The organism is Abyssicoccus albus, assembly GCF_003815035.1.
In the GTDB taxonomy this organism is placed as follows: Bacteria; Bacillota; Bacilli; order Staphylococcales; family Abyssicoccaceae; genus Abyssicoccus; species Abyssicoccus albus.
Window position 1 is genome coordinate 168,496 of sequence record NZ_RKRK01000002.1, and the last position, 25,084, is coordinate 193,579.

At 35.1% G+C, this 25,084-nt stretch carries 30 protein-coding genes; 20 read left to right on the forward strand and 10 right to left on the reverse strand.

What is annotated here, in order from left to right:
• The first annotated feature begins 10 nt into the window (after positions 1-10).
• The 4 genes from EDD62_RS00870 to EDD62_RS00885 all read left to right on the forward strand — a co-directional run bounded on the left by EDD62_RS00870 (position 11) and on the right by EDD62_RS00885 (position 2,794).
• Positions 11-439: a DUF86 domain-containing protein gene (locus EDD62_RS00870; protein WP_077140704.1), complete on the forward strand. Its 429-nt coding sequence runs from the start codon at positions 11-13 to the stop codon at positions 437-439.
• The gene (locus tag EDD62_RS00875; protein WP_123807179.1) at positions 436-1,227 is read left to right on the forward strand and encodes a TIGR01457 family HAD-type hydrolase; all 792 of its coding nucleotides are present in this window, start codon (positions 436-438) and stop codon (positions 1,225-1,227) included. Before EDD62_RS00870 ends, EDD62_RS00875 begins: the two co-directional genes overlap by 4 nt.
• On the forward strand, positions 1,220-2,182 hold the full coding sequence (locus EDD62_RS00880) for a 2-hydroxyacid dehydrogenase (protein WP_123807180.1): 963 nt from the start codon (positions 1,220-1,222) through the stop codon (positions 2,180-2,182). The genes EDD62_RS00875 and EDD62_RS00880 overlap by 8 nt, the downstream gene beginning before the upstream one ends.
• A gap of 84 nt (positions 2,183-2,266) precedes the next feature.
• The gene (locus EDD62_RS00885) at positions 2,267-2,794 is read left to right on the forward strand and encodes a biotin transporter BioY (RefSeq protein ID WP_077140701.1); all 528 of its coding nucleotides are present in this window, start codon (positions 2,267-2,269) and stop codon (positions 2,792-2,794) included.
• Between the two features lie 78 nt (positions 2,795-2,872).
• On the opposite strand, the gene EDD62_RS00890 is transcribed toward EDD62_RS00885, so the two are convergent.
• Complete coding sequence (locus tag EDD62_RS00890) at positions 2,873-3,115, reverse strand: NifU family protein (protein ID WP_077140700.1); 243 nt, start codon at positions 3,113-3,115, stop codon at positions 2,873-2,875.
• 111 nt (positions 3,116-3,226) lie between these two features.
• Here EDD62_RS00890 and EDD62_RS00895 point away from each other — a divergent pair, with 111 nt between their 5' ends.
• A complete protein-coding gene (locus EDD62_RS00895) occupies positions 3,227-3,553 on the forward strand; it encodes a DUF1462 family protein (protein ID WP_077140699.1) in 327 nt (108 codons plus the stop codon).
• A 15-nt stretch (positions 3,554-3,568) separates the two neighbouring features.
• Here the strand turns inward: EDD62_RS00895 and EDD62_RS00900 are convergent, their stop codons facing one another.
• Positions 3,569-4,633 (reverse strand): NAD(P)/FAD-dependent oxidoreductase, encoded by a 1,065-nt coding sequence (locus tag EDD62_RS00900; RefSeq protein WP_123807181.1) that lies wholly within the window; start codon positions 4,631-4,633, stop codon positions 3,569-3,571.
• Positions 4,634-4,742: 109 nt separating this feature from the next.
• On the opposite strand from EDD62_RS00900, the gene EDD62_RS00905 reads away from it, so the two are divergent.
• The 5 genes from EDD62_RS00905 to EDD62_RS00925 all read left to right on the forward strand — a co-directional run bounded on the left by EDD62_RS00905 (position 4,743) and on the right by EDD62_RS00925 (position 8,533).
• A complete protein-coding gene (locus EDD62_RS00905) occupies positions 4,743-4,976 on the forward strand; it encodes a YuzB family protein (protein WP_123807182.1) in 234 nt (77 codons plus the stop codon).
• A gap of 21 nt (positions 4,977-4,997) precedes the next feature.
• On the forward strand, positions 4,998-5,366 hold the full coding sequence (locus EDD62_RS00910; protein ID WP_123807183.1) for a HesB/IscA family protein: 369 nt from the start codon (positions 4,998-5,000) through the stop codon (positions 5,364-5,366).
• Between the two features lie 92 nt (positions 5,367-5,458).
• Positions 5,459-6,676 carry an NAD(P)/FAD-dependent oxidoreductase gene (locus tag EDD62_RS00915; protein WP_077140696.1) on the forward strand — a complete coding sequence of 406 codons (1,218 nt, stop codon included), beginning with the start codon at positions 5,459-5,461 and terminating at the stop codon, positions 6,674-6,676.
• 69 nt (positions 6,677-6,745) lie between these two features.
• Positions 6,746-7,069, forward strand: a complete 324-nt coding sequence (locus tag EDD62_RS00920) for a YuiB family protein (RefSeq protein ID WP_123807184.1) — start codon at positions 6,746-6,748, stop codon at positions 7,067-7,069.
• Between the two features lie 12 nt (positions 7,070-7,081).
• Positions 7,082-8,533, forward strand: a complete 1,452-nt coding sequence (locus EDD62_RS00925; RefSeq protein WP_123807185.1) for a M17 family metallopeptidase — start codon at positions 7,082-7,084, stop codon at positions 8,531-8,533.
• 87 nt (positions 8,534-8,620) lie between these two features.
• Here the strand turns inward: EDD62_RS00925 and EDD62_RS00930 are convergent, their stop codons facing one another.
• The 8 genes from EDD62_RS00930 to EDD62_RS00965 all read right to left on the reverse strand — a co-directional run bounded on the left by EDD62_RS00930 (position 8,621) and on the right by EDD62_RS00965 (position 16,134).
• On the reverse strand, positions 8,621-10,276 hold the full coding sequence (locus EDD62_RS00930) for a phospho-sugar mutase (RefSeq protein WP_123807186.1): 1,656 nt from the start codon (positions 10,274-10,276) through the stop codon (positions 8,621-8,623).
• 108 nt (positions 10,277-10,384) lie between these two features.
• Entirely contained in the window at positions 10,385-10,747 is a 363-nt protein-coding gene (gene mnhG / locus EDD62_RS00935; protein ID WP_123807187.1) for a monovalent cation/H(+) antiporter subunit G, read from the reverse strand.
• Positions 10,716-11,018, reverse strand: coding sequence for a Na(+)/H(+) antiporter subunit F1 (locus EDD62_RS00940; protein ID WP_077141166.1), 303 nt, complete (start codon positions 11,016-11,018; stop codon positions 10,716-10,718). Before EDD62_RS00940 ends, mnhG begins: the two co-directional genes overlap by 32 nt.
• A gap of 2 nt (positions 11,019-11,020) precedes the next feature.
• Entirely contained in the window at positions 11,021-11,500 is a 480-nt protein-coding gene (locus tag EDD62_RS00945; RefSeq protein WP_123807188.1) for a Na+/H+ antiporter subunit E, read from the reverse strand.
• A complete protein-coding gene (locus EDD62_RS00950; RefSeq protein WP_123807189.1) occupies positions 11,478-12,989 on the reverse strand; it encodes a Na+/H+ antiporter subunit D in 1,512 nt (503 codons plus the stop codon). The genes EDD62_RS00945 and EDD62_RS00950 overlap by 23 nt, the downstream gene beginning before the upstream one ends.
• The gene (locus tag EDD62_RS00955; RefSeq protein WP_077140688.1) at positions 12,982-13,323 is read right to left on the reverse strand and encodes a Na(+)/H(+) antiporter subunit C; all 342 of its coding nucleotides are present in this window, start codon (positions 13,321-13,323) and stop codon (positions 12,982-12,984) included. Before EDD62_RS00955 ends, EDD62_RS00950 begins: the two co-directional genes overlap by 8 nt.
• Positions 13,323-13,751, reverse strand: a complete 429-nt coding sequence (locus EDD62_RS00960; protein ID WP_077140687.1) for a Na(+)/H(+) antiporter subunit B — start codon at positions 13,749-13,751, stop codon at positions 13,323-13,325. Before EDD62_RS00960 ends, EDD62_RS00955 begins: the two co-directional genes overlap by 1 nt.
• A complete protein-coding gene (locus EDD62_RS00965; RefSeq protein ID WP_123807190.1) occupies positions 13,735-16,134 on the reverse strand; it encodes a Na+/H+ antiporter subunit A in 2,400 nt (799 codons plus the stop codon). The genes EDD62_RS00960 and EDD62_RS00965 overlap by 17 nt, the downstream gene beginning before the upstream one ends.
• 228 nt (positions 16,135-16,362) lie before the next feature.
• Here EDD62_RS00965 and EDD62_RS00970 point away from each other — a divergent pair, with 228 nt between their 5' ends.
• From EDD62_RS00970 to lepB, 10 genes are all read left to right on the forward strand, one after another.
• Positions 16,363-16,953, forward strand: coding sequence for a peptidylprolyl isomerase (locus EDD62_RS00970; RefSeq protein WP_123807191.1), 591 nt, complete (start codon positions 16,363-16,365; stop codon positions 16,951-16,953).
• 83 nt (positions 16,954-17,036) lie between these two features.
• A complete protein-coding gene (locus EDD62_RS00975; protein WP_123807192.1) occupies positions 17,037-17,231 on the forward strand; it encodes a hypothetical protein in 195 nt (64 codons plus the stop codon).
• Positions 17,224-17,487 carry a DUF1871 family protein gene (locus EDD62_RS00980; RefSeq protein ID WP_123807193.1) on the forward strand — a complete coding sequence of 88 codons (264 nt, stop codon included), beginning with the start codon at positions 17,224-17,226 and terminating at the stop codon, positions 17,485-17,487. The genes EDD62_RS00975 and EDD62_RS00980 overlap by 8 nt, the downstream gene beginning before the upstream one ends.
• A gap of 147 nt (positions 17,488-17,634) precedes the next feature.
• Positions 17,635-17,994, forward strand: coding sequence for a S1 RNA-binding domain-containing protein (locus EDD62_RS00985; protein WP_192843525.1), 360 nt, complete (start codon positions 17,635-17,637; stop codon positions 17,992-17,994).
• A gap of 240 nt (positions 17,995-18,234) precedes the next feature.
• On the forward strand, positions 18,235-19,788 hold the full coding sequence (gene pruA, locus EDD62_RS00990) for an L-glutamate gamma-semialdehyde dehydrogenase (RefSeq protein WP_123807194.1): 1,554 nt from the start codon (positions 18,235-18,237) through the stop codon (positions 19,786-19,788).
• Positions 19,789-19,849: 61 nt separating this feature from the next.
• The gene (locus EDD62_RS00995; RefSeq protein WP_077140681.1) at positions 19,850-21,043 is read left to right on the forward strand and encodes an ornithine--oxo-acid transaminase; all 1,194 of its coding nucleotides are present in this window, start codon (positions 19,850-19,852) and stop codon (positions 21,041-21,043) included.
• A 53-nt stretch (positions 21,044-21,096) separates the two neighbouring features.
• Positions 21,097-22,341 carry a Glu/Leu/Phe/Val family dehydrogenase gene (locus tag EDD62_RS01000; RefSeq protein ID WP_077140680.1) on the forward strand — a complete coding sequence of 415 codons (1,245 nt, stop codon included), beginning with the start codon at positions 21,097-21,099 and terminating at the stop codon, positions 22,339-22,341.
• 123 nt (positions 22,342-22,464) lie between these two features.
• Positions 22,465-23,793, forward strand: a complete 1,329-nt coding sequence (locus tag EDD62_RS01005; RefSeq protein WP_077140679.1) for a glucose-6-phosphate isomerase — start codon at positions 22,465-22,467, stop codon at positions 23,791-23,793.
• 39 nt (positions 23,794-23,832) lie between these two features.
• Complete coding sequence (locus EDD62_RS01010; RefSeq protein WP_123807195.1) at positions 23,833-24,444, forward strand: TVP38/TMEM64 family protein; 612 nt, start codon at positions 23,833-23,835, stop codon at positions 24,442-24,444.
• A gap of 32 nt (positions 24,445-24,476) precedes the next feature.
• Entirely contained in the window at positions 24,477-25,037 is a 561-nt protein-coding gene (lepB, locus tag EDD62_RS01015; RefSeq protein ID WP_077140677.1) for a signal peptidase I, read from the forward strand.
• The last annotated feature ends 47 nt before the right edge of the window (positions 25,038-25,084 follow it).

Sequence of the window (25,084 nt, forward strand, 5' to 3'; positions counted from 1 at the left end):
GTTGGTAAAGATGTATTTTGTAGATCGTGAAAAGTTAGTCCAAAGGACTCGCTATATTGAAAAGTTAGTTGAGCAATTTAAGTCGACAGAACGTGAAAGATTTAAAACAGAACGCATCGCACATATGCTTGTTGAATCATCTATTGATATTGGAAATATGATGATTGATGGATTTATTATGCGTGACCCGGGCAGTTATCAAGATGTGTTAGACATTATGAAGACTGAACAAGTGATTGATGAACCGATACATCAACATTTAAGTGAAATGCTTGTCGTGAGACGTTGGCTGTTAAGAGAATATGAATCTGAGCATGACGAATTAAATGCTTTACTTGAAGAGCATATCGATGCTTATACATCATTCACAGCAGCAGTCATTCAATATTTAGAACAGGAACTTGGACCAGTGAATGCATTCGGTGAAGGTGAGTCATGAAACAATATCAATATTATATATTCGACCTTGATGGGACGATGTATCACGGCAATGAACCAATCGATGGAGCGAAAGAGATCATTGATTACTTAGATTATAAAGAAATACCATATCGATTCTTGACAAATAACTCAACGAAACAACCGATAGACGTTGCGGAAAAGTTGCAAAGTTTTGGTATTAAAGCAATGGAAAAACATGTGATGACTTCTGCAATGGCAACGAAAGAATACTTAATTCAGCATAAAATGAAGCGTGTATTTGTCATTGGTGAAGATGGATTAAAGAATACGTTACGATCAGCGAATATTCAAATTGTTGATGATGAAAGTGAATCTGTAGATGCGGTGATTGTCGGATTAGATCGAGAAGTGACTTATGAGAAGTTTGCAAAGGCTACATTACTCATTCGTAATGGTGCCAAATTTATTTCAACGAATCCTGACAAAAACATTCCGACAGAACGTGGAATGATGCCCGGTAATGGTGCATTGACAACACTCGTTCAAAGTTCAACGGGTATTGAACCTATCAGCATCGGTAAACCGAATGAATTAATGATTTTAGAAATATTAAGATTAAATGGATGGGACCAAACAGATGTTTTGATGGTTGGGGATAATTATGATACAGATATATTAACAGGTATTCACGCTTCGGTAGATACATTACATGTGAATACAGGTGTGAGCTCAACGAATCAAGTTCAAGATAAAGAAATACAACCAACATATACTGTTGATACATTATATGATTGGATTCAAAGAATGGAGGATTATAATGAGTAAAATTTTAGTGACTAGAAATATGCCAGAGAAGTTTATTGATCAATTACGCGAAGGTCATGAAGTAATTGTGTGGGAAGAATTCGATAAAGCGATTCCGAGAGAGACATTATTAGAGCAAAGTAAAGATGTTGATGCAATGATGACGATGATGAGTGATCAAATTGACAGCGAAGTGCTTGAAAATGCTGAAAATTTAAAGGTTGTTGCGAATTTTGCCGTAGGATATGACAATTTCGATTTAGACGCATTTAAACAACACGATGTGATCGGCACAAATACACCTGATGTATTAACGGAAACGACTGCTGAACTAGGGTTTAGTATCATGATGAGTCTTGCTAGACGTATCGTTGAAGCTGATCACTTCATGAAAAATGGTGAATGGACAGGTTGGTCGCCATTCTTATTGAGCGGAACAGATATTTTCAATAAGACGGTAGGAATATACGGCATGGGTAGTATTGGTACTGCATTCGCTAGAAGACTTCAAGGATTTAATTGTAACGTTCTGTATCATAACCGCTCTAGAAATGACGAAGCTGAACAGTTAACAGGTGCGAAATATTGTGAATTTGATGAATTGGTTCAATCGAGTGACATTGTTGTATGTACTGCTCCATTAAATGATGGGACGAAAGATAAATTTAATAAAGAGACATTCGACAAAATGAAAGAGAGTGCGTTATTTGTAAACATCGGACGTGGTGGACACGTTGTCGAAGAAGATTTACTTGAAGCAATTCAGTCTGAATCGATTAAAGGTGCGGCACTTGATGTATTTAGAGAAGAACCAATGAAAACAGATCACCCATTCTTAAAAGAAGACCGTATCGTGACGACACCACATATTGGTAGTGCAACGGTTGATACGCGTGATAAGATGATTCAACTGTGTGTTGATAATATTTTGAATGTATTAGATGGTAAAGATCCAATTACACCAATCAATAAGTAATTTCTGTAAAGTGACATTGACACTTATCAATTAGTAAACTATAATCTTTAATTAGGTTTACTAATTTGATAAGGAGTTATACATATGAAAGCAAAAGATTTAGTATTCGTTGCATTATTTGCAGCATTAATTTCAATTGGAGCACAAATTAGAATCCCAATCGGACCAGTACCGATTACGATGCAAGTTCCATTCGTTTTACTTGCAGGTGCCATTGCTGGGCCAAAGATTGGTGCGTTAAGTTCTGTAATTTATTTATTATTAGGCTTTGTAGGTATCCCTGTCTTTGCAGGAGGGGGAGGACTATCTACATTTGCAAGCCCAACACTTGGATTTTTGATTTCTTATCCACTTGCGAGTTTTGTCGCTGGACTACAACATTCGAATACTCAACTTGTTATTCGAATATTATATAGTGTGCTTGGAATGATCGTAATTTATATCATTGGTTTTATTGGCTTTTATTTAAATATGAATTACATTACAGGGACTGAAACGTCAATGATGAAGTCGCTCCAACTGGCAGTATTACCATTTTTATTAAAAGATATTATCGTTGCAGTAGTTGTAGGGTTTCTTGCATCGATAATCCGAAAACGTATAGATTTATAGATATTTATCGTAATAGTAAATAAGACACGCGAGATGAATGATGATTCATCTCGCGTGTCTTATTATATATTGAATTGATTAAAATACTTGCTCTACTTCAACAACGCCAGGGACTTCTTCTAATAGTGCACGTTCAATACCAGCTTTTAATGTGATTGTTGAACTAGGACATGTACCACAAGCTCCAAGTAAGCGTAATTGGACAATTCCATCATCGACAGCAACTAGCTCACAGTCACCACCATCTCGAAGTAAGAAGGGGCGAAGTTTCTCTAGCACTTGTTCAACTTGTTCAAACATTGTATCTTGTTCAGTTGTCATTATTATCATGCTCCTTTAACATTACACATTCGCGTAACATATATAGTATAATATATATAACAATATAACATAATTACGTCAATTATTAAATGTTGAAAGGGTGAACAAATCGTGACGCATATGAATGTAGTTGTATATGGTGCAGATGTTGTGTGCGCAAGTTGTGTCAATGCACCATCATCTAAAGAAACGTATGAATGGCTACAATCAATATTACAACGAAGCTTTCCTGACTTAGACTTTAATTATGTCTATAAAGATATTCAGTCTAAGGATGATATTATTACAGATTATGATGATTATATCGTTCAACAAATCGATGAGGATGAACTATTTTATCCAACGTTAGTCATCAATGATGAAGTAGTAGCTGATGGTTATATACAGTACCAGCAAATTAAGCATTTCATACAAAAAGAAATAGCGGATCAATCATGATTCGCTACTTTTTGTTTATTTAGCATTCAATTTGTACATCCATAAGACGCCCGATTTTAAAATTCTAGCAATACGACCTGTTACGGTTGTTTCTTTAATGTATGCGAAGCCTTCTTTACTTCCTAGAGAACCGATCATCCCTTGTACTTTTAGACTTGGCATCGTACCTGGTAATTCTTTGTCTGCCCATGTATATTTAAATACATCTACAATTTGTTCTGCTTGTAATTCGGCAGTTTGGGCCGTTGGTGGGAATGGTAAATCGGCACAATCTCCAACAATATACACTTTTTCATCCGTAGGAATTTGATGGTATTGATTGACTTTGATTCGACCACTTTTTGCTTTTTCTATGTCAAGACTTCGTACAACCTCAACGGGTTGAATTCCGGCAGTCCAAATCGAAGCGTCGACTTTAATTGCTTCTTCATTATTGTACAATTTGTTTTGATCGACTTTAGTAATATTAGAATGGGGGATGACTTCAACATTGTTTTCAATAAACCAACGTTCGACGTATTTACTCAATCGAGCAGGGAAGTCTGGTAAGATGCGTTCACCACGGTCGAATAATTTAATGTTGATGTCTTTACGACTTTCACGTAGTTCGCTCGCAATTTCTATGCCGCTTAATCCAGCACCAACGACACCTACAGTTGAACCTGATGGTAATTCAGCCGTCATTTTTAGTGTACGGCGTGCATTATTCATACGTTGAATTGTATAAGAATATTCTTTTGCACCAGGTACGTTATGGAACTTATCTTCAGAACCAAGACCAATGACTAAAATATCATAATCGACTTGATTTTCACCAACGGTTACAAGTTGTTTGTCTAAGTCAATATTAGATACTTCACCATATACATAGCTTAAGCGCTCATGTTCTGGAAAACTCATTCTCACTTCTTTGTCAGATTTTGTACCTGCAGCAAGTGCATAATATTCTGTTTTCAAGCCATGAAAAGGCTTCTCATCGACCAAAATAATTTCATAATCTTTAGGTAATGTATTTGGTAATAATTTATGCATAATACGCATATTACCGTAGCCACCACCAAGTAAAAGTAAGCGTTTCATTGTAATGCCCCCTATCAATTTCGTATCAATTCTATAATATCATGAAAATGAATTAAGTGATAACTTATGTCAATCAATGTTATACTATAGACTATAATGAGGTGATGGATTGTATATATTAGTCGAAATGTGTGCAGCCAATATCGAGAAAGGTTCACGACCCGTTTTTGAAAAACTTGAACAAGATCCAAGAGTCGACGTCATCGATTATGGATGCTTGAGTGAGTGTGGATTATGTAGCAATACAATGTATGCCTTTGTCGAGGGAGAAAAAGTAGCTGCACAAAATCCAGAACGTCTATACGATAAAATTATTTCAAAGATTGATTCAATAGATCAATAACAGAGAGAAAGGAAGAATATTATGACTGAACAAAATGCAATTATTTTAACAGAGAGTGCATCATTTGCGGTAAAAGATGTATTAAAGAGTCAAAATCTTGAAGATGGTTATTTAAGAGTATCTGTAACTGGTGGTGGCTGTACAGGACTAACGTATCAAATGAGTGGCGATGAACAGCCATCTGATGATGATATTATATTAGAATATTATGGTGTAAAAGTACTTGTGAAAAAGTCAGATGCACCAGTACTCAACGGCACGATAATCGACTTCAAAGAAAGTATGATGGGTGGAGGATTTACGATCGACAACCCAAATGCAATTGCGTCATGTGGTTGTGGAACATCATTTAGAACGAAAAATGTCGCGGGTACTCCTGAAGATTGTTAATAATAAGCTTGAATTCAAATCATAAAACAGATAAAATTTATAATGTATGAGAAATATGGTGAAAATAAGAATAATAAAATGAGGTGTATTGAATGGGATTCGAACGAAAAAAAATATTAGTACTTGGTGCGGGATATGCTGGATTACAAACCGTTGTGAAATTACAAAAATTAGTATCAGTTCAAGATTGTGAGATTACATTAATTAATAAAAATTCATACCATTATGAATCAACGTGGTTGCATGAAACAGCTGCAGGAACAATTAATTATGAACAAGGTATTTATCCAATTACGAGTGTAATTGATGCAAGCAAAGTTAAATTTGTCCCTGCAGAAGTCACTGCAATTGATAAAGACAATCAAACAGTGAATACAACCCAAGGTGAATTCTCATTCGATTATTTAGTGATGGCATTAGGCTTTGAAAGTGAAACATTTGGAATTACGGGTATGGATGAGCATGCAATGTCGATTACAAATGTCGAGTCTGCACGTAAGATTAAGCAACATATCGAAGAGCGTTTCGCGCATTACAGTGAATCAGAAGTAAAAGACCCTAATGATTTGAAAATTATCGTTGGTGGTGCTGGATTTACTGGTGTTGAATTACTTGGAGAACTCGCTGAACGCGTTCCTGAATTATGTTCACAGTACAATGTGAATGCTGAAGATGTAAAATTAATCTGTATCGAAGCGGCGCCTAAGATGTTGCCTATGTTCTCTGAAGAACTTGTCAATTATGCAGTGAATGCACTTGAATCTAAAGGTGTAGAATTCAAGCTTGCAACACCGATTGTTGCAGCGAATGAACAAGGCTTTGTTGTAAAAGAGAATGATGAAGAGAAAACAATCGAAGCGAATACAGCAATTTGGACAGCGGGTGTTCGTGGGAATGCTTTAATGGATACATCATTTGATGGCGTTAAACGTGGACGTATCATTGTTGAAGATGACTTATCAATTGAAGGATATCCAAATATTTTCGTCATTGGAGATTGTTCAGCAGTGATGAATGGTGAAGGTGAGAATGCTCGACCTTATCCTACAACAGCTCAGATTGCAATGCAACAAGGTGATCACTTAGCGAAAAATTTAAAAGCAGTATTAGATGGAGACAAGACGTCTAAGTTTAATTACGATGAAAAAGGGACAGTTTGTTCACTTGGACCAAACGATGCTGTAGGACATGTAATGGGCAAAGATTTACAAGGTAAGAAAGCTTCATTTATGAAAAAAGTTATCGATACAAGAGCAATATACAAAATCGGTGGACCACTGTTAGCATACAAAAAAGGTAAAGTATTATAATTTCAAAGATTTTTATAGGCCTTGTCACTTTGATAAGGCCTATATTTTATATGAAAGTGATGTGTTAAGATGGGCATTTCATTACCCCAATTAATTATTAGTGTCGTTTTGTTTTTCGTTTTGTTTTATGGTATTTCATTTTTATTGAATATGGTTTTAAAAGAAACGTGGATTATGTTATTGATTTATCCTTTTATTGTCATGATGATCATCGATAAAATAGATACGATTGAGTATTTCACCAATACACAAAGTGCTTTTAAAGCGTTATTAGATGGCTTTATCAATATGAAACTTGCCGATATTATTATGTTATCAAGTGGTTTGTTCGGTGTAATTGCGGCAGGATTTACGATGAAATATTTACGGAAATCTGGGTATCAAATGTTTTAAGGAGGCGAAAGTATGCATATATTGAAATCACAAGAAAGTGCGGTAAGTGTTGTGTTTCTTCCACACAATATCAATCAGTTAAAAAGTACAGAGTCAATTGATCAACTGTTCGATTCAAAATATGACCAATATGTTAAGTCTAAGGTCATTGCTTTAAGCGAAGGTGAAGTGAGCCAAGTATCAGTATCGAAGGATGACCATGTAGAACGTGTTATTGCGGTGGCTATTGGACATGTAAAAAACTTTAAAGTATCTGTTTTGCAACGAGCCATTCAATATCTTGTTGCCTTTCTTCAAAAAAATAATATTACAGAAATTGAATTTTATATCGATGATCATATAAAATCATTACCACAATTTCATAAGCATCTTGCGATATCATTGTTGAGACATAGCTATCATTTTGATCACTATGGTTATAAAGAGAAACCATTATTCCAGTTAAATGTTTCCTTTCAACAACCATTATCGAATGATGAGCAAAGTGAGTTCTCAGTAGGTTTAAGTTACGGTAAAGGGATAGAACATGCAAGAAACTTAGCGAATATACCACCGAATATTTTAACCCCTGATTATCTTGTCCAAGATGCAAATCATATGGCTGATGATGATACAACGGTCAACATTTACCAAGGGCAATCATTAGAGGATTTAGGTGCAGGATTAATTTTAGCTGTTGGACAAGGATCAATTTATGAACCAGCTTTAATTAGTATTGACTATAATCCGACAGGGGAAGACGAAGCACCAATTGTACTTGTTGGTAAAGGAATTACATATGATTCAGGTGGATACTCGATTAAATCAAAAACAGGGATGCCAACGATGAAATATGATATGTGTGGTGCAGCGAACGTATTAGGTATGATGAAGGCGATTAAGCAATTGAAACCGAACAAGCGTATCATTGCTGTTGTTGCAGCCAGTGAAAATATGGTTAACGCACATGCCATGAAACCAGATGACGTTTTTATTTCGATGCAAGGGGACAGCGTTGAAGTTACGAATACAGATGCCGAAGGACGACTTGTTTTAGCAGATAGTGTATTTTATGCGAGTCAATATCGACCGAAATGTATACTGGACTTTGCAACGCTTACCGGAGCAAGTGTCATGGCACTTGGCAATGATAAAGCAGCAGTTATGACGAATTCAATGAATAAGTCGGTTCAATCAATTATAGAACAAGCGCATCTTTATCATCAGACGGCTTGGCAAATGCCAATTACAGATGAAGATCGTAAAAAAGTTCGAGATAGTGATGTTGCTGATGTGGTCAATAATACGAACACCCCAGGAAAAGCATTATTTGCAGCAGCATTTATAGAACACTTCACTGAATCTTACCCTTGGATGCATTTTGATATTGCTGGACCAGCAGTGTTTGATAAAGACAGCCATTTAGGACCGAAAGGGCCAACTGGATTTTTAATCGAACCGGTGTTGGATTTTATTTTGGAATAGGTAATTGAAGCCACCAACATTACAAAGTGTTGGTGGCTTTTTATGTTATTAGATCAACAAAATCAATGAAGTTGTTGATGGATTCTTCTATTCAATAATTCCAAAAATTTCTTCGTAAATACTGGATAATAATCTATCGTCACATTGCTCAAGTATTGAAATATACAATTTAACCTTCGGTTCGGTTCCTGAAGGGCGAATAACGATCCAACCATTTCTTAAGTGAAACTTAATGACATTGGCTGGAGGTAATTTTAACGTCCCAAGTTCATGACCATTTGGGTCAAATTGTTGTTGCAACATGAAGTCTTCCTTGGATATAATTTCTAGTCCAGCAATTTGTTCAATTGGTTGATGTCGGTAATAGTTCATTAACTTTTGGATTTTCTCCGCACCTTCAAAACGTTGAAGTGTTAATGAATATAATTTTTCACTCGAATGACAATAATGATTATTAATGTTTTCTAAATAATCAATTAATGTTTTATCTTCTTGATTTAATGTATCTGCTAATTCAATCAACATAGGAATCACTTGTATTGCGTCTTTATCCCTTACAAGAGAAGATGTTAGATAGCCATGACTTTCTTCATATCCAAAAATAAAGTTTTGTTGTTCATCTTTTGATATTTCTTCAATGCACTCACCAATATACTTAAATCCAGTAAGAACATCTTTGATTTCAACATCATGTGCTTTACATATTACTTTCGCGAGATCACTTGTCACAATTGACTTGATGACGGTTCTTTGTTCTAAATGTGATGTATTGTCAATGATATGCTTTAGAAGAATGACTCCTAATTGATTGCCAGTTAAATGTCTATATGTTCCGTTATGATAAACAACGACTCCTAACCTGTCACTGTCAGGGTCTGTTGCAATGACAAGGTGAGCATTGAGTTGTTGAGCATATTTTATCGCATCTTTAAAAGCATTAGGATCTTCAGGATTTAAACTCGTCGCATTAGGAAATGTTCCATCTGCACTAGATTGGTCTTCAAGCACAAATAGATGATCATAATTGAGTGTTGATAAAATAGATTTCACTCTCGGTAAAGCAGTCCCGTGTAAACTTGTAAATACAGTTTTAACGTTGAAATCGGCCATTGAATGGTATTGACTAACGACTTCATGATCATAAGAAGATGAGACTTCATCTGTTAAAATGTCTATAAATGATTCATTTGCTTCTATGGATTGATTGAATAATTCATCTTCATTTAACTGATCGTATATGGATTTAATAGAGTGCGCTTGTTCGTCTAATATTTGTCCACCTGTACGATTGTACACCTTGATCCCATTATATTCTTTAGGATTATGACTTGCAGTGATCATAAATCCTATTGATGCATTTAAATATCTAACAGCATATGATAACTCTGGTGTCGTGTGATATGCATCGAAAATAAATGTATGAATTTGATAACTTGATAGCACAGTCGCGATGGTGTTTGAGAATTCTTCAGAGAATAGTCGTGTGTCATACATGATGACAGCTGTTTTATGTAAGTTTGAATCGTTGAGATAACGTGCAACACTATGAGCAATTCTGCGTACTGTAAATTCGTTCAATCGATTTGGACCAATTCCAATCTCGCCTCGTATACCGGCTGTTCCAAAGTCAAGGGCACCAGTAAAACAGTTGTTAATTTCCTCGTCGGTTTGGTCAATGTAATATGATTCATCAATGAAACTGCTCTTCATATGCGTTAACCATAAAGTTAATTTATCATCCATAAAGTACCTTCCTTTGTAAGCGCTAATCCTTTATATTTTATTAAACATTAATTATCAACATTTGACAAATAAAAACAGAGCAACTCATTTGAGTCGCTCTGTGTTAAATTATGATTGATCGACGTTAGTCTCTTTAAGGTCATCATGAGACGTACTTTTACTCGGTTCAACGCCGTAATAATAAGCACTTCTCGTAATTAAATGAGCACCAACAGGAGCTGTAATAAATATGAATAGTACCGCTAAGAATAGCTCAGCGTTAAAATGCCCTTTGACAATCCAAAAGTAGAGAAAAGTACCAAACATCATCATCATTACACCTAGAGTAGATGCTTTAGATGCTGCATGGGTACGAGTATAAACATCTGGCAGTCTTAATAGACCTATCGTTGATACGAGACTTAGTAAAGCACCAATTAATATTAAGACCATGATAAAACTAATCGCGATGTTCTGAATTAGATCGTTCATGTTCTATGATCACACCTTTCTCTAGAAACTTCGCAAAGGATATCGTTCCGATAAATGCTAAGATACCGATTAATAAAATGACGACTAAAAAGTATTTCGTATCTAACACCATAGATATTAGTGCGATGATTGCCATCAATGTAATGCCTAATGCATCAAGACCAACAACTCTGTCATGCACTGTCGGACCAACAATTAAGCGATAAATGATACCAATCATTGAGATGCAGACGATGATCAGAGACGTTAATAGAATAATTTTTATAAACATTGTCATCTTTCACTCACCTCTTTGATCATTTTTTCGAAAGAACGTTTAATTCCATGTATCGATTCGTCAACATCTTTTGTATCAATTGCATGTACATAAAGTGTACGTTGATCATGGCTGACAGCGACAACGACAGTCCCGGGTGTTAATGTAATCAATGATGATAATAAAGTAATTTGCCAATCTTTTTCAAGCTCTGTCGGATAAGCAAAGAATGCCGGCTCTATATCAATCTGTGGCTTCATTACAATCTTTAATACCGACAGATTTGCTTTAAATAGTTCGACAGCAAATACATAAACAAGCTTTAATATTTTAATGACGCGTTTTAAATAAAACTCTTCAGGTAAAAATTTACGCATGATGTATACGGTAAATAGTCCTAGTATATACCCGAATAAAAACGAGGAGACTTGGAATGAGTTGTTAATAAACATCCATAGCAATGCCAGTAAGACGTTAATGAGAATCTGTATTGCCATGTGAGTCACCTCCTAAATATTCAGTATATGATGTTGGGTTTGTGAAAGAATCCTGTGCTTTTTCAATGACTGGATACAGTGAATTAGCGAATAATCCAAATAGTACAGAAATGATGACTAAGCTATATGCGCTAAATTTAAGTTTGTCAATATGATTGGCGCCTCCTGCAGGCAATGGATTGACTTCTTTGCCCCAAAACGTTTTCATAAACACTCGAATAATTGAAGATAATACAAACAAACTGGATAACAAAACTATAACGCCAGCGATATAATGACCATTCTGGAACGTTGATTGTGCGATTAAAAATTTACCATAGAATCCACTCAAAGGAGGTATTCCAATCAAAGATAGTGCTGCAATAAAGAAAATCCATCCCAGCACTGGGAAATATTTGATTAAACCACCGAAGCGGTTAATGTTTACATATCCAGTAATGGATATGATAATACCGACGAGTAAGAATAGCGCTGCTTTAATGAACATATCATGAATTAAATAATAAATAGCACCCATAATACCAGATACATTCATCATACTTACACCGACTAAAATAACACCAATTGCAATCATAATATTATAAATGATAATTTTCTTCATATCTTTGTAACTAATGGCACCAATTGAGCCGAATATAATTGTCACTAATGCAAAGAATAATAATATGTTATGCGTAAATGTAGGATCTTGGAAAAATATTAAGCTATATGTTCTCATAATCGCATACACACCAACTTTAGTTAACAAAGCACCAAATAGTGCAATAATTGGTATTGGTGGTGCGTAATATGTTCCTGGTAACCAGAAGTACAATGGAAATAGTCCCGCTTTTGTTGCGAATACAAACAAAAACATAACACTAATGATACTAATAATTGGAAGTGGTTCATCCAGCGTTGACAGCTTCATATGGATATCAGCCATATTCAATGACCCGACGACTGAATAAAGCATACCCATGCCCATGACGAAAAATCCTGAGCTAATGATATTAATTAAAATATATTTAATACTCTCTTGAAGTTGAACTTTTGTCCCACCAAGTGTTAATAGAACATATGATGACAATAAAAATACTTCGAAAAAGACGAACATATTGAATATATCACCCGTTAAAAATGCACCATGAACACCACAAATCATAAAGAAAATACTTGCATAATAGTAATGTTCTTCTCGCGCTTTACCAATCGATTGAAAGCTGTAAACGATTGTAAAGAACGTAATAATACTACTTGTTAAAACGAGCAATGCACTTAACATATCAGCCACGACTACAATCCCGAATGGGCCAACCCATCCACTACTTGCCATTGTTTGAGTCCCGTCATGAAAAACGGTATAACAAAGCCAAATCGTTATGGCAATTAAGAAGAGCGATGACACACTAGAGATCATACGCTTAATCATCGGTTTATTCGGAACAATAAGTAGGATGATGGCAATGATCAATGGGATGATAATCGGAAATACTGCAATATTAGTCATCGAAATGCACCCCTTTCATCGCTTCTAAATTATCTGTTCCGAGCTCCTTGTAACTTCTAAACGCTATGACTAAGAAATATGCCGTCACAGCAAAACTGATTACAATCGCTGTTAAGATCAATGCTTGAGGTAATGGATCTGAATAATCTTTAACCCCTTCAGTAAGTACTGGAACACGACCATGCTTTAATCCACCCATTGTCAGTAACATTAAGTGAACACCATGACTGAGTAATCCTGTACCGATAATGATACGTATTAAACTTTTAGAGAGCATTAAATAAACGGCCGCAGCGACTAAAAATCCACTGAGAAAAATTGTTAAAATCTCCATTATTCATTCTCTCCAATCGTTAATATAATAATCAATGTAACAGATACGACGATAAGGTAAACTCCTAAGTCAAATAAAACTGCAGTGTGTAAGCTTGTTTTGCCGAAAACGGGTATGTCAATATACGTATGGAAATGTTGGAAAAAGTTTTTACCGAATAACATAGAAACAAAAGGCATCCCAATTGCAAATATTAATCCAACATTTAATAGTTTCTTGAAATCGATTGACACAGCTTCTTTTAATGTTTTCATATCGTACGCAATGATAATTAAGATAAGTGCAGCTGCCGTCATTAATCCTCCGACAAATCCTCCACCTGGTGTGTAGTGACCACCGAAGAAAAGGGCAAAAGAAAAGGTCAAAATGATAAAGAATATCACGAGTGTCATACTACGTAAAATCACGTCATTATCTTGTTTTCTCATTTCTTCTGCCTCCTTTCGATAATCTTAATTTAACTAATATATAGATGCCAATTCCTGTAATGGCTAACACAACCGTTTCAAATAATGTATCGAACCCTCTGAAATCGACAAGAATGACGTTAACCATATTTTCACCAGCACCGAGTTTATATACATTATCGATATAATATTGTGAGATTGAATCAAATGTTTTATTACCTAATGACAATAAGCCAATTGCAATCACTGATAAACCAACAGAAATTGCAACGATAAAATTACCAATTTTGAATCGTCGTTGTTCTTCGTGACGACTTAACTTTGGTAAGTGATAGAAACAAATTAGAAATAGTGCTGTCGTAATTGTTTCAATTGCAAGTTGAGTCAATGCTAAGTCAGGCGCTCTGAAGAATACAAAGAATAGAGCCATTGAATAGCCGACACAACTGAGCATAATGATACTAAATAGTCTAGATTTCGCAATGATGATCATGGTTGTTGAAATGACAATTATTAGTGTGATCGTAATTTCCACAATCGTAATTTGCCCAAGTTTTGGTAATGAGTATTGAATATCTTTCATGACAAGTGCAAATAAAGTTAGCCCACTCAAAAAGCTGAACAAATAAACTAAATACGTTCTTGTAAATCCTGTCATATAGCTTTGTGTTATTTTGCGCGCGATTAAACTGCTGAAATCTAGCAGGCGATCATAATAATAGTTTAACGTCAACTTCTCAGGATGTTTATCATATAAATGAATCCATGATTTCAAGAAGTAGAACAATATACTACCGATGATAAAAATAACAATTGTAGATATTAATGCTTTGTTAACACCGTGGAACATTGAAATATGAACGTGTTCTTCAATTGATTGGTGTAACATTGCATTTCGTGCAGGTTCGATGATTGTTTCAGATAGTACGTTAGGGAATAATCCAAAGAACACTACAAGTACCGCTAAAATTAATGGTGAAGCTAACATTAGCCATGGTGCTTCATGTGGTACTTGTGGAATATCATCTTTATTCAATTTGCCTCCGAATGTTTTGATGACAAACATAATAGAATAGATAAATGTAAAGATGCTACCGATAATTGCTAGAATTGGGAATATGATGCCGAAATTGTTGAAACCATTATTCGGTGCATCCATTGCCATATACATCACTTTGATGAACATTTCCTTTGATAAGAAACCGTTAAATGGTGGAACACCAGCCATACTTAATGCGGTAACTGTTGCAATACCAGTGGTTATTGGCATAAGCGTCATGAGGCCACCGAGCTTTTTCAGGCTTCTCGTATGAGTTTCGTGGTCGACAATACCAACGATCATGAACAAACTTCCTTTGAATGTTGCATGATTAATTAAATGAAATATTGCCCCAACCGTTGCGACTTGGAATACCGCATCGTTGTATCCGTGATTATAACCAAATGCAGCAAGTCCTAAGATACTCATAATCATACCGAGTTGAGACACCGTACTAAATGCAAGGACACCTTTTAAATCATCTTGCTTAACTGCGTTAAAGCTTGCCCAAACAAGTGTAATGAGACCAACGAATGATACGCTATATATCCATAAATCATGAAAACTAAAGATTGGTGTTAAACGTGCGACAAGATATATGCCTGCTTTAACCATTGTTGCTGAATGGAGATAAGCACTAACAGGTGTTGGTGCTTCCATTGCATCAGGTAACCATATATAGAATGGGAATTGAGCAGACTTTGTAAACGCGCCAAGTAATATAAGAATGATTGCAATCCAAATTGACGGCGTACTTTGAATCAATTCAAACTGAGGAATAATTTCGTGAATGTTAAATGTACCAGCGATGTTTCCGATGATGATGAATCCACCAAGCATCATAACACCACCAAATACTGTGATAATCATTGATTTGTGAGCACCATATAGTGAACGAGCACGATTATTCCAAAATGATATCAACAAGAAACTTGAAATCGATGTGAGCTCCCAAAAGAGGTAGAGCATTAATAAGTTATCACTTAATACAACACCAAGCATCGCTGTCATAAACATTAATAAGTATATATAGAAATGACTCAGTTGCTCTTTTTGTGACAAATAACCGATGGAATATAGTACAACGAGTGAACCAATTCCGGTAATTAACAGAGCGAATAGTAAGCTTAATCCATCAATATAAAGGTTAAAATCCATCATGAAATGATGCATTAAATGCATGGCACTATAATGGACATCTCCTCCTTTAATAATAGGGATATAAGTTAGGAAATAAATAAATAAAAAGACTGGAACAGGTAATACATACCATCCAATATGTAATCTATGAATGAATCGTTCCAATGACTTTACAATAATTGCCCAAATGATAGGGATGAAAATTGCAATGTGCAAAAATGTCATTAAGACCGTACTCCTTTTCGATAATGTTTGTAATCTCAACTAAATATTATACTACAAAATCAGTATATTCTAAAATCAAGCGCAATATAATATACTTTCTTCATATTTAAATGAAACCACTTTTGTTCTAATTAAAATCATCTTTCTTTTAGATGATTTCGTAATGAAAAATTATTATTTTTTGATATAATGAAATAGAAAATGATTATGTTTAAGAAGGAGATAAATATGACACAATATCCACAACTAACAACTGAAATTTTAGACGGTGAACGTAAAGCGACTTTGCATACGAACTATGGGGATATCGACATTAAATTGTTTGAATCATTGGTGCCTAAGACTGTTGAGAACTTTATTACTTTGGCAAAAGACCATTATTATGATGGTATTATTTTTCACCGTGTGATTAAAGACTTCATGATTCAAGGCGGCGACCCAACAGGTACTGGAATGGGTGGTGAAAGTAGCTTTGGAGGTGCTTTTGAAGATGAGTTTGATGATAAACTGTATAATTTATATGGTGCACTAAGTATGGCGAATGCTGGTCCAAACACAAATGGTTCACAATTTTTCATTGTACAAGCGAAGATGGTACCGAGTCAGATGTTATCGCAACTAGAAGGTGCTGGATTCCCAGCAGAAATTGTCAAAGCATATACTGAGCAAGGTGGTACGCCATGGTTGGATCGTCGTCATTCAGTATTTGGACATGTCATTAATGGCATGGATATTGTTGAGAAAATCGCAAATGTAGAGACAAAGGCACAAGATAAACCTGTAGAAGATGTAGTGATTGAATCTATTTCAATTGATTAATTGTATTCCATTAATTTGTCACAATTAACAACACATTTATATGTGATATTTGTTACACTGTATGTGAATAGAAGGTGATTAATATGATGGAGTTTTTATACTTTCCAGAGGATAAAACGGAATATATCCCTGCGATGTTGTCGTTAACGTTTTTCTTTATATTAGCTTTTATTTGCTATCGTATATTTGTCATTAAAGCACGTAAAGAAGAGCAATCGATGAAGCAGTTTGAAGAAGAAGTAATGAAAAGAATCGAAGAGGAACGACGTAATGAATAGTGAACTCAATATTGAATTATATCGTTTATTTAGAACGTGGAACCCTCTCGAACTTCCTGATGATGATGCGTTACAAGATCCAGAAGTTTATATGTGCATGGAATGTGTTCATCATTATGAGCTTTCTACGGATATCAGTAAATCAATACAGCAAGAATATATCAATGCCTTTGATGAAGTGATTGAGCTCGATGAAATCGAACACATAACTCATAAAGCACTTCAACTTAAATCACTATATAAAGATAATGAGTAAGGATTTAACTTCCCTTATAAGCATCACGTAAGTGATGCTTTTTTATTTTAAAATATAATCAATTTCACATTTGTAGAGAACTCAATAAAAATATGATAAAATACAAATTGTATAATGAGCGAATTCAATTTAAAAGTAGGGGTAATAATGAGCAGATATAACGAAGGAGATCGCGTAAAGGTGAAAATTACTGCGATAAAGCCGTACGGTGCTTTTGTTCAAACTCCAGATAAAACAGATGGTCTGATTCATATATCAGAAGTGATGGATGACTTTGTACATTCAATCGGTGATCATTTATCCAAGGGACAAATCGTGGTTGCCAAAGTGAAGAGTATAGAACCAAGTGGTAAGTTAAATTTAACATTAAAAGATAATGAACATTTTAATAAAAAGAAAACAACTTATTCATCTGTCATTGATGAAGTTATATCGACTGAGACATTAGGGTTTGAATCATTAAAGCAACACATGCCAGAGTGGATTGCACGAGGTAAACAATTATAAGTATATAGATAAAACTAAAGTGTTTATCTATATATTTTTTTTATTTAAAAATTTGAATTTACTTTATTATCTAACAAATTTATAGTGGACCTATAAGTATAGAGTCATAGATTTGATAATGACAGTCATTTAAACGCTTTCAAAAAGTATGGCAAAATGGTTGAAATTATGCTGGAATATTGTCATTATATATAGTGTATACATTAAAATTAAATTTATATAACTTTAGGAGGCAATGCAATGATACCTTACAAACACGAACCATTTACAGATTTCTCATTAGAAGAGAATCAAAAGTTGATGCAAGAAGGCTTTAATATTGTAAGCGAATACTTAGGTGAAGAATACCCATTAATTATTAATGGTGAACGTATTATGACAGATAAAAAGAAAGATACATATAACCCAGCAAACACTGAAGAGGTTGTTGGTAAAATATCTCAAGCAACACAAGAGCATGCTAATCAAGCAATGGAAGCTGCAAAAGAACGTTTTGAAACGTGGAGAAAAGTTGCTCCTGAAGTAAGAGCAGATGTTTTATTCAAAGCTGCTGCAATCATTCGTGATCGCAAGTTTGAATTCACTGCATTATTAATTAAAGAAGCAGGGAAACCTTGGAAAGAAGCAGATGCTGATACTGCTGAAGCGATTGACTTCTTAGAGTACTACGGTCGCCAAATGCTTAAAATTAAAGACGGAGAGCCTGTTGAAAGTCGTCCTGGTGAGTACAATCAATTTGATTATATCCCATTAGGTGTAGGGTTTGTTGTATCTCCTTGGAACTTCGCATTAGCGATTATGGCAGGAACGACAGCTGCTGCGGTCGTAACAGGAAATACTGTATTGTTGAAGCCTTCAAGTTTAGCGTCAGCAGTATCTTATAAGTTCGTTGAAGTGATGGAAGAGGCTGGATTGCCTGCAGGTGTGATTAACTACGTACCAGGTTCATCAAGAGATATTGGTGATTACATCGTTGAGCATAAAGACACACGCTTTATATCATTCACTGGTTCACGCGATGTTGGTGTACGAATTTATGAGAAAGCAGCGATTGTTCAAGAAGGTCAAGTGAACTTAAAACGTGTGATCGCTGAAATGGGTGGTAAAGATACAATCGTTGTCGATGCAAGTGCAGATTTAGAGTTAGCGGCACAAGCGATTGTAGATTCAGCGTTTGGATTTAGTGGACAGAAGTGTTCAGCATGTTCACGTGTCATCGCATTAGAAGATATTCATGATGAATTATTAGAAAAAGTTAAAGAGAAAACAACTAAATTAACAGTTGGAGACCCAGTAAATCAATCTAATATGATGGGACCTGTGATTGATCAGGCTTCTATCGATAAAATTAAAGAATACATTGAAATCGGTAAAAAAGAAGGGAAACTTGAAGCTGGTGGAACGACTGATGAAAATAAAGGTCATTTCGTTCATCCAACCGTATTTTCTGGACTGAAGCATAATGATCGATTAATGCAAGAAGAAATTTTCGGACCAGTTGTTGGATTTACAACAGCTAAAGACTTTACACAAGCGATTGAATACGCGAATGATACAGATTATGGTTTAACAGGTGCAGTAATTACTAAAAACCGTGAGCATATTGAACAAGCGCGCGAAGATTTCATGGTAGGTAACTTATACTTTAACCGTAACTGTACAGGAGCAATTGTCGGATACCAACCATTTGGTGGATTCAAAATGAGTGGTACAGACTCAAAAGCAGGAGGCCCTGATTATTTAATTCTTCATATGCAAGGCAGAACATCTAGTGAAATGTTAAAGAGATACTAATAAGTATCTCTTTATCTAGTGATTACTTAGCATGTACGATATTAAATAAGGAGTGAATATTATGAGTAAATCAGAACAAATTATTAAAGTGACGGATGAATATGGAGCACCGAACTATAAGCCGTTACCAATTGTTATTTCAGAAGCAGAAGGTGTATACGTAAAAGATCCAGAAGGTAAGGAATATATGGATATGTTAAGTGCTTATTCTGCAGTAAACCAAGGACATAGACATCCAAAAATTATTGATGCGCTTAAAGCTCAAGCAGATAAAGTTACTTTAACTTCTCGTGCATTTCACTCAGCTGAACTAGGTCCTTGGTATGAAAAGATTTGTAAATTGGCAAATAAAGAAATGGCGCTTCCAATGAATACTGGTGCGGAAGCTGTTGAGACAGCAATTAAAGCAGCTCGTCGCTGGGCATATGATGTGAAAGGTGTTGAAGATAATAAAGCGGAAATTATCGCAATGAATAATAATTTCCACGGCCGTACTTTAGCCGCAGTATCGTTATCAAGTGAACCTGAGTATCGTCGCGGTTATGGTCCGTTATTAGATGGTATTAAACTTGTTGATTTCGGTGATGCGGATGCGATTCGTGAAGCAATCACTCCAAATACTGCTGCTGTATTATTAGAACCTATCCAAGGTGAAGCAGGTATTTTAATTCCGACAGATGGTTTCTTAAAAGAAGTACGCCAAATTTGTGATGAAAATAACGTATTATTTATCGCCGATGAAATTCAAGCAGGTTTATGTCGTAGTGGTAAATTATTTGCATGTGATTGGGAAGATGTTAAACCGGACATGTATATTTTAGGTAAAGCATTAGGCGGTGGAGTATTCCCAATTTCATGTGTTCTTGCTGACAAAGAAATTCTAGAAGTCTTCAATCCTGGATCTCACGGCTCAACGTTTGGTGGTAATCCATTGGCGTGCAAAGTTAGTGAAGCAGCATTAGATGTTTTAATTGATGAAAAGCTTGCCGACAGGTCTTTAGAGCTTGGAGAATATTTCATGTCAGAACTTAAGAAGATTGATAATCCTATCATTAAAGAAGTTCGTGGTAAAGGCCTATTCATTGGTGTAGAATTAACTGAAAGTGCTAGACCATATTGTGAAGCGCTTAAAGAAGAAGGGCTGTTATGTAAAGAAACACATGATACAGTAATTCGTTTTGCACCGCCATTAATTATTACAAAAAAACAATTAGACTGGGCGCTTGAGCGTATTAATAAAGTGTTAAGCAAGTAATTGATCAGTGTATCGAAATAGATTTGACTATAATATAAAAGAGGCGAATTTAAATGGCTGAGATTAATAATTTAGTGTTATCAACCCAAAATATTATGAAAGATGCATTAGAAAAACTAGGTTTCGAAGAAAGTATGTATGAATTAATGAAAGAACCTTTGCGCATCTTGAAAGTACGTATTCCTGTGAAGATGGATGATGGCTCAACTAAAGTATTTACTGGATATCGTGCTCAACATAATGATGCTGTTGGACCAACAAAGGGTGGAGTAAGATTCCACCCAGATGTTGACGAAGAAGAAGTGACGGCATTATCTATGTGGATGACGCTTAAATGTGGAATTGTAGATTTACCATACGGCGGAGGTAAAGGTGGAATCATGTGTGACCCTCGTGAAATGAGTATGGGTGAAGTTGAACGATTAAGTCGTGGTTATGTCCGAGCAATTTCACAATTCGTTGGACCTACTAAAGATATTCCTGCACCAGATGTATTTACGAATTCACAAATTATGGCATGGATGATGGATGAATACAGTGCAATTGATGAGTTTAACTCGCCAGGTTTCATTACTGGAAAACCGTTAGTGCTTGGTGGTTCTCAAGGCCGTGATCGTGCAACAGCACTAGGTGTAGTCATTTGTATTGAAGAGGCATGTAAGAAGCGTAATATTAATATAGAAGATGCACGAATTGTAATCCAAGGATTTGGTAATGCGGGAAGCTTTTTAGCTAAAATTTTGTCTGATATGGGTGCGAAAATTGTTGGTATATCTGATGCCAATGCAGCATTACAAGATCCAAATGGTCTAGATATCGATTATTTATTAGATCGCCGTGATAGTTTTGGTATGGTAACGAACTTATTTGAAGATACGATTACGAACAAAGAATTATTCGAATTAGATTGTGATATTTTAATTCCTGCAGCAATCAGTAATCAAATTACTGAAGATAATGCAGAACAAATCAAGGCGAATATTGTCGTTGAAGCTGCGAATGGACCAACGACACCGAGGGCAACTAAAATACTACATGACCGTGGAGTATTACTTGTTCCAGATGTATTAGCATCAGCAGGAGGAGTGACTGTATCGTACTTCGAATGGGTCCAAAACAATCAAGGATATTATTGGACAGAAGAAGAAGTGAATACGAAACTTCGTGAAAAATTAACCAAATCATTTAGTGATATTTATGATTTACATGAAAATCGTCATATCGATATGCGTTTAGCAGCCTATATGTCAGGTATTAAGCGAACAGCTGAAGCAGTAAGATATCGTGGTTGGGCATAAGTAATTAATTTTATTGATATTTTTAAAGACACATTAATATGTGTCTTTTTTTTGATTAATTTTTTGAATATATATACAAATCCATATATAATTTAAGAAGAAGTAATTTTAGGAGGCCGCAAGATGACATATATTAAACTAAATAAAACGATGACAGAACAATTCATTAATGATAATGAGTTACAAAGAATGCAAGACTTTGTTAAAAATGCACATCACAATTTGCACGAAGGGACTGGCGCGGGGAGTGACTTTTTAGGATGGCTAGATTTACCACTCCATTATAATCGCGATGAATTCTCACGTATTCAACAGGCAAGTCAACGAATTCAAGAAGAAGTGGATGTGCTGTTAGTCATTGGTATCGGTGGTTCTTATCTCGGTGCTCGTGCTGCAATAGAAATGTTAACTTCACCTTTTAAGAATAGTAGTACAGAAATTATATTTGTAGGACACCATTTATCCAGTGATTACATGAGCGAGTTAAAATCATACCTTCAAGATAAAACATTTGCGATCAATGTTATCTCTAAATCAGGCACAACGACTGAACCTGCCATTGCATTTAGAATCTTCAAAAATATATTAGAAAAATCGGTTGGCGCTGAACGCGCTAAATCGCTAATTTTTGCAACAACGGATAAAGAAAAAGGTGCATTAAAAGAACTTGCCAATAATAAGGACTATGAAACTTTTATCGTACCAGATAATGTCGGTGGCCGTTATTCTGTTCTAACGGCTGTGGGTCTATTGCCAATTGCTGTTGCAGGGATCGATATTAATGAAATGATGAGCGGTGCAAAACTTGCTATGGATGAATTATCGAGTAGTGAATTATTGGATAATATTGCATATGAGTATGCTGCAATGCGTAATGTATTATATAATAAAGGATACACAATTGAATTACTTGTCAACTACAATCCAAGGTTGTCATATTTTAATGAATGGTGGAAACAATTATACGGAGAGTCAGAAGGTAAAGAACTTAAAGGTATTTACCCAGCAAGTGCTAATTTCACTTCAGATCTGCATTCTCTTGGACAGTATATTCAAGAAGGCCGAAGAGATTTATTTGAAACGACGGTTACAATTGATTCACCATCGGCAGATATTACGATTGAAGAGAATGATGATAACTTAGATGGTTTAAACTACTTAGCAGGTAAGACAGTTCATGAAGTGAATGAACAAGCAAAGATCGGTACGATGCTAGCACATACTTCTGGTGGTGTCCCGAATATTGAAGTTGTAGTTCCAGAATTAAGCGCTAAGTCATTCGGTTATTTAGTTTACTTCTTTGAATTGGCGTGTGCAATGAGTGGTTATTTACTTGGTGTTAATCCATTTGACCAACCAGGTGTTGAAGCATACAAGAAAAATATGTTCGCATTGTTAGGTAAGCCTGGTTATGAAGATATTTTAAAATCATTAAATAACCAATCTAAATAATCATATTCAAAATGATTCAGTGAGGGGGAGGTTTATCATATGTTTGACCAATTGAATAACCTTCTCCAAAACTTATCAGAAGAAAATATTAAGGCTTTGATGGAACAAATATCTCCATTTGATTTCATACTGGCATTTCTCTTGCCATTTATTGAATCTTTCTTACCATTTTTACCACTATTTATGTTTGCGGTTGTTAATGTGAATGCGTTCGGAGTTGTGTTAGGATTTATATTAACTTATACAGGAACTGTATCAGGATGTTTTGCTGTATTTGCACTCATTAATCAGTTTCAACAGCATCGATGGGTTAAACGTTTCTTAAAAATTGATAATATACAAAGATTTATTGACTGGGTCGATCATAAAGGATCTATTATCATTTTTATTATGCTATGTATTCCATTTACTCCGTCATCTTTTATCAATGTTATCGCAGCAATGTCTAACATTACATACAAACAATATTTATTTATTTTAATTGTGAGTAAATTTGTCATGATATTTATCATGAGCTTTGTCGGTCATGATATCGCTTCTTTCTTTGAAAAGCCAATCAAATCAATCACAACCATTATATTATTAGTAGTTTTATATATTGTCGCTAAATTTTTAGAGAAAAAAATGCATAAACAATCAAGTCCGCAGTAAAGTGATATAATTAAAAACATGAGGTGTACACAATGAAAAAAGAAATTATAGAGTGGATTATTACAATTATTATTGCTGTTATTTTATTTTTTGTAATCCGAATGTTTTTATTTATAACATATTCTGTTGAAGGGGATTCAATGTTCCCGACACTAAAAGATGGGGATAAGTTAATCATTAACAAAATTGGTTATCAACTGACAGAGATAGAGCAAGGTGATGTTGTAGTGTTTCATGCAAATGATCAAGACGATTATGTTAAGCGTATCATTGCTACACCCGGTGATACTTTTAAATATGAAGATGATCAATTATTTGTCAACGATCAGAAAGTTTCTGAACCTTATTTAGAAACACTCAAATCTAATGTTGGTGGTCGAGTGACTGAAAATATTGAGATGAAGAATATTTATGGGATGGAAGGTCAAAGTAAGATTCCTGAAGATCATTATTTAGTCCTTGGAGATAATCGTATTAATAGTAAAGATTCAAGACATTTTGGTTTAATCGAAAGAGATCAAATTGTTGGTGAAGTCAGCTTGAGATACTTCCCATTTGATACGTTTAAATACAGTTTTGATCCAGCGAAATAACAAAACGCTTTCGTATTTATATACGGAAGCGTTTTTAAGGAGTGTAG

Excerpts from the sequence above, each read along its gene's own strand:
- EDD62_RS00885 (WP_077140701.1), top strand. The coding sequence starts at position 2,267 with ATGAAAGCAAAAGATTTAGTATTCGTTGCATTATTTGCAGCATTAATT.
- lepB (WP_077140677.1), top strand. The coding sequence starts at position 24,477 with ATGAAAAAAGAAATTATAGAGTGGATTATTACAATTATTATTGCTGTT.
- EDD62_RS01010 (WP_123807195.1), top strand. The coding sequence starts at position 23,833 with ATGTTTGACCAATTGAATAACCTTCTCCAAAACTTATCAGAAGAAAAT.
- EDD62_RS00925 (WP_123807185.1), top strand. The coding sequence starts at position 7,082 with ATGCATATATTGAAATCACAAGAAAGTGCGGTAAGTGTTGTGTTTCTT.
- EDD62_RS00910 (WP_123807183.1), top strand. The coding sequence starts at position 4,998 with ATGACTGAACAAAATGCAATTATTTTAACAGAGAGTGCATCATTTGCG.
- mnhG (WP_123807187.1), bottom strand. The coding sequence starts at position 10,747 with ATGAACGATCTAATTCAGAACATCGCGATTAGTTTTATCATGGTCTTA.
- EDD62_RS00870 (WP_077140704.1), top strand. The coding sequence starts at position 11 with ATGTATTTTGTAGATCGTGAAAAGTTAGTCCAAAGGACTCGCTATATT.
- EDD62_RS01005 (WP_077140679.1), top strand. The coding sequence starts at position 22,465 with ATGACATATATTAAACTAAATAAAACGATGACAGAACAATTCATTAAT.
- EDD62_RS00975 (WP_123807192.1), top strand. The coding sequence starts at position 17,037 with ATGATGGAGTTTTTATACTTTCCAGAGGATAAAACGGAATATATCCCT.
- pruA (WP_123807194.1), top strand. The coding sequence starts at position 18,235 with ATGATACCTTACAAACACGAACCATTTACAGATTTCTCATTAGAAGAG.
- EDD62_RS00955 (WP_077140688.1), bottom strand. The coding sequence starts at position 13,323 with ATGGAGATTTTAACAATTTTTCTCAGTGGATTTTTAGTCGCTGCGGCC.
- EDD62_RS00960 (WP_077140687.1), bottom strand. The coding sequence starts at position 13,751 with ATGAGAAAACAAGATAATGACGTGATTTTACGTAGTATGACACTCGTG.
- EDD62_RS00890 (WP_077140700.1), bottom strand. The coding sequence starts at position 3,115 with ATGACAACTGAACAAGATACAATGTTTGAACAAGTTGAACAAGTGCTA.
- EDD62_RS00920 (WP_123807184.1), top strand. The coding sequence starts at position 6,746 with ATGGGCATTTCATTACCCCAATTAATTATTAGTGTCGTTTTGTTTTTC.
- EDD62_RS00995 (WP_077140681.1), top strand. The coding sequence starts at position 19,850 with ATGAGTAAATCAGAACAAATTATTAAAGTGACGGATGAATATGGAGCA.
- EDD62_RS00970 (WP_123807191.1), top strand. The coding sequence starts at position 16,363 with ATGACACAATATCCACAACTAACAACTGAAATTTTAGACGGTGAACGT.
- EDD62_RS00985 (WP_192843525.1), top strand. The coding sequence starts at position 17,635 with ATGAGCAGATATAACGAAGGAGATCGCGTAAAGGTGAAAATTACTGCG.
- EDD62_RS00980 (WP_123807193.1), top strand. The coding sequence starts at position 17,224 with ATGAATAGTGAACTCAATATTGAATTATATCGTTTATTTAGAACGTGG.
- EDD62_RS00965 (WP_123807190.1), bottom strand. The coding sequence starts at position 16,134 with ATGACATTTTTGCACATTGCAATTTTCATCCCTATCATTTGGGCAATT.
- EDD62_RS01000 (WP_077140680.1), top strand. The coding sequence starts at position 21,097 with ATGGCTGAGATTAATAATTTAGTGTTATCAACCCAAAATATTATGAAA.
- EDD62_RS00900 (WP_123807181.1), bottom strand. The coding sequence starts at position 4,633 with ATGAAACGCTTACTTTTACTTGGTGGTGGCTACGGTAATATGCGTATT.
- EDD62_RS00940 (WP_077141166.1), bottom strand. The coding sequence starts at position 11,018 with ATGTTTATAAAAATTATTCTATTAACGTCTCTGATCATCGTCTGCATC.
- EDD62_RS00950 (WP_123807189.1), bottom strand. The coding sequence starts at position 12,989 with ATGACTAATATTGCAGTATTTCCGATTATCATCCCATTGATCATTGCC.
- EDD62_RS00945 (WP_123807188.1), bottom strand. The coding sequence starts at position 11,500 with ATGGCAATACAGATTCTCATTAACGTCTTACTGGCATTGCTATGGATG.
- EDD62_RS00930 (WP_123807186.1), bottom strand. The coding sequence starts at position 10,276 with ATGGATGATAAATTAACTTTATGGTTAACGCATATGAAGAGCAGTTTC.
- EDD62_RS00875 (WP_123807179.1), top strand. The coding sequence starts at position 436 with ATGAAACAATATCAATATTATATATTCGACCTTGATGGGACGATGTAT.
- EDD62_RS00880 (WP_123807180.1), top strand. The coding sequence starts at position 1,220 with ATGAGTAAAATTTTAGTGACTAGAAATATGCCAGAGAAGTTTATTGAT.
- EDD62_RS00915 (WP_077140696.1), top strand. The coding sequence starts at position 5,459 with ATGGGATTCGAACGAAAAAAAATATTAGTACTTGGTGCGGGATATGCT.